The 3,768-nt window shown below is 35.9% G+C and carries 3 protein-coding genes; 2 read left to right on the forward strand and 1 reads right to left on the reverse strand.

Features of this window, described 5'->3' with window-relative positions; translation table 11 throughout:
• Positions 1-696, reverse strand: a 696-nt coding sequence (locus FC98_RS13470; protein WP_056949744.1) for a replication initiator protein A, incomplete at its 3' end; no start/stop codon positions are given.
• A gap of 1,661 nt (positions 697-2,357) precedes the next feature.
• Here FC98_RS13470 and FC98_RS13480 point away from each other — a divergent pair.
• Both FC98_RS13480 and FC98_RS15035 read left to right on the forward strand, forming a co-directional pair.
• Positions 2,358-3,188, forward strand: coding sequence for a ParA family protein (locus tag FC98_RS13480; protein ID WP_225434864.1), 831 nt, complete (start codon positions 2,358-2,360; stop codon positions 3,186-3,188).
• A 372-nt stretch (positions 3,189-3,560) separates the two neighbouring features.
• The gene (locus FC98_RS15035; protein ID WP_003554873.1) at positions 3,561-3,731 is read left to right on the forward strand and encodes a hypothetical protein; all 171 of its coding nucleotides are present in this window, start codon (positions 3,561-3,563) and stop codon (positions 3,729-3,731) included.
• Positions 3,732-3,768 lie beyond the last annotated feature (37 nt).

Raw genomic sequence — 3,768 nt, forward strand, 5'->3', positions numbered from 1 at the left:
TTCTAAGAAAACGGGTAAGCCACTATCTTCATCAGTTAAGAAATCATTAGCATGGTTCACCAAATCCTGGTTTTGCTTTTGAATTTCTGCTGGTGAAAAGTTGGCTGTGGAAAAGTTTAACTTTTGAGTATCTATATTATATCTATTAGTATCTAAATTATTAGTATAGTCTAGATTGTGACTCTTTTTGACACTTTCGCGTGTATCAAGGGTTTGTGGTGTATCTTTAACGAACTTCCGCGAAGGTTCCGTTTTGACACTTTCGCGTGTACCAAGGGTTCGTGGCTCTTGTTGCCGAGATTTTGTATAAATGTCTGTTGCCGTAACTTCTAAATCTGCTAAATACAATCTATTTGGTTCATTTTTACCAGTTTTGGGATTAAAGTGCATGGTTTTCTGAAATAATAATCCTTGGTTTTCAAGTTCATTTTTTACCCTAATCACTTTCTTTTTTGACCAGCCCATAAGATCTGTTAGTTCTTGATTTGTAAAAATGAAATAAACCCGGTTATCTTCATCAACCCAGTTGTTTTTCAATGAATAATCTAGTCTATCGTGTAAAATCATATATCCTAATTTTGCACTATCACTTAATGTCTTATATTGAGATCCATAAATTAAAACCTGTGGGAATTGGAAAAAACGAGTTGCATAAGCTTTTTCCGACTCAATAAAATTGAAATTAGTTTGATTCATTATAAAACTTCCCTTCTCAACTGACACATACTGTCTCGAAAGAGAGTTGCTAAAACATTAGATTTGCTTTAAAATACAAATCTGATATGCTTTAACTAAATTACAAAGCATTCATTTAGCCGTGAGGGCTTTGTAATTTACCAGCATGTGTCTATTCTTGGTTGCCCATTCGGCAACTTTTTTAATTTCTGGTAGATTGCAAATTTAATCCGAATTTTTGGACAAATTTGCAATCTACCATTAACACGGTTCTGACCATTTTAGGTATGCTAGGTGTAATTACAGACGTACAAACTATAAACGTCTCACAGGACACGACAGGCACCTTAGAACATGTTACAAACGAGGTGGACTCCGCTAGCCAAGCTGATAAAGCACCAACTAGTGCGAACGTTTCTAATGTGACCTCAACTAGTGCTGAGATTAAAGTAGATGACAAAGCTGAATAAAGTAAAAAGGTCTATCCTCAATTGGGTAGGCCTTTTTATTGTGCAATTTTAAGCTAGTTAACATAATGCACAGTATTCAAAGCTAAACTTTGTGAAGTCTAGTTAGGCCTATTGTATCAGTGTTTATAGACAACTCACTGTTTGATTTAGCCAGTTTAGCTGAGTCTGTGAAATTAGGCTGGTTTAAGCTAGATTATCCAAAGCCTATTTTAATCACATTTAGACTTTGTGAAATTAGCTTAAACTGTCCTAGTTAGCTGGCTTGTGATTATTATTTATTTATTCAATTTAGTTGACTTATTGGTTTACCCCTGCTGTAATGCGAGGGAGTGAAGTGGTTGAGTGCAGAGTTGTACCCTAGTCAGACGATCAAAATTAAAATGACTATCTAGCTAGAGTGCAACTCACCTGTTGTAACGCTCGGTCGTTCGGGCATCGCTTGGACAATTAGTTGCGGTATTGCTACCAACCACTAGTATCAATCTACATTCTCGGTTAAACCCATAAAAAAACGCCCTAATGGACGCTGATAGCACGTATTTAGTTTTGTTCGGTTACCAGCTACTAGTGGTCACCATGCCTAAGCATCGTTTTACCACCCGGGCCGTTAATGGTCGCCCTCACCATTCATCACCAGCCTGATTGTCTAAGGCCTTATGTGATATAACCGGTTGTTATTGAAGTCGCACCGGTAAACGTGTCCCCTTAATATTTATACTCTAGCTTGTCCCCTAGAATGGTCCGCGAGAAGCAATTGAATGTCAAGACTTGCAATTTTAGAGTCTAGACCGTACAATTAATACATGGTTATTTGTGGTTCCCGCGAAGTAGAAGGTCGCGGGGCTTCTTTTGTATATTCAGTTATTTTAGGTCTGGCTTAATTGCTAGGCCTTTTTTAATACAAGGATATTGTAGCTCCTTATTAGGCGAGTGTCAACACTTTTTTAATTTAGTCTACAAATCTACATATCTATTTATCTACATGTATTTATGTATACTCGCATACAAATAGATAATAGGAAATAGAATGTATTTATTGCTGTTTAAACAAGCTTTTATGGTAGCCAAACTATCTACATATCTACATATCTACATGTACTCTTGTATTTTAGTCTACATATATTTTTGTATATTTGTATATTTATCTACATGTAGACGTTTGATAATCTGTGCTATATGAATTATAATAGTGAGATTAAGGGGGCTAGCAGAATGGTAAAAGTTATTACGTTTGGAAATTTCAAAGGTGGAACTGGAAAAACAACAAACAGCTGCATGATTTCATACAGACTAGCTAAACAAGGATACAAGGTACTACTAGCAGATTTAGACCCGCAGGCTAATGCAACCGCATTATATCTAAAGACTAAACAAGTTCAAAATAATGAGGTTGTTAAATTTGATAATACTTTAATGAATGCAATCAGCAATGATGATATAAGTCCTATTGTTACTAAGATTCGTGACAATCTTTATTTGTTGCCCAGTTTTGCAGACTTTACATCATATCCAATTTTCTTAGAAAAGAAGTACCCGAACACAGATGACCAATATAAGCGAGCTAAACACTTTTCAAATTTGCTAGATAAAATTAAAGATGACTACGATTACATTATCATTGATACGCCACCGACTGTTAGTGTATACACTGACTCAGCGTTAATGGCCTCAGACAGCGTTATAATTGTGCTTCAAACTCAAGAACGGTCGTATGTAGGTGCTGAGGCCTTTATATCTTACCTGCAAGAGCTTGTCTCTAATTATGACGCAGATTTCAACATTGCAGGAATACTACCGGTTCTGCTAAAGAACAACAGCCAGGTTGATCAGTCGATACTAGAACAAGCCGAGGCTGAGTTTGACAAGGATAATATTTTTAAAAATGTTGTTAAAAATATGGAACGGCTAAAACGTTATGACATTATTGGCATTGTTGATCCAGATTTAAAAACACAAAAACATGATATGCATGATATGCGAGTAGATGCGCTATATAAGAAAATTACAAATGAATTTGTTGAAAGGGTTGGTAAAGATGAGTAAAGACCTGCTCAAGAAAAGCCTTAACTCAGATGTTACTCAAGTTCCGAAACCTAGCAATATATTTTCGCGGGACATGAAAGTGAAAGCAAACACTAAAAAGTCTAAGCCTAAAACTACTACAATTAGATGCTCAGTTGAGACAGCCGATATGGTAAATGCATTATCCGCAGTGCTTAATTTTAAAAGTGTGGATGAGATGCTTGAACACACAATTAATAGCACACTAGAAGGTTTAACAAATGAGGAACGTGCTGAATATCGAACGGTGAAGAAGATATATACTAGCAGACGCTCAAAATAACTAGCAATAATCACAATTTAGATGGAATCGTTATACTATTAATAGTAGAGAGATAAATAGGAGGCTAACGCATGAATGAAGAAGATAAAAAGAAAGAAGAACAACAAAGGTTGGCCGATAAAAAGTTTGAAGACTTCATCCAAGGAATTTACGATACTAACAAGGAGCCTTCTAATGAGGACTGGCTAGATAATGTTGCCAGTGCAATGGTCCCTAATGAGGCCGATAAAGAGAAGAGATAATGGTAAATTGCAAATTTAATCCGAATTTTTGGACAAA

Source organism: Lentilactobacillus kisonensis DSM 19906 = JCM 15041, from assembly GCF_001434135.1.
Lineage (GTDB): Bacteria > Bacillota > Bacilli > Lactobacillales > Lactobacillaceae > Lentilactobacillus > Lentilactobacillus kisonensis.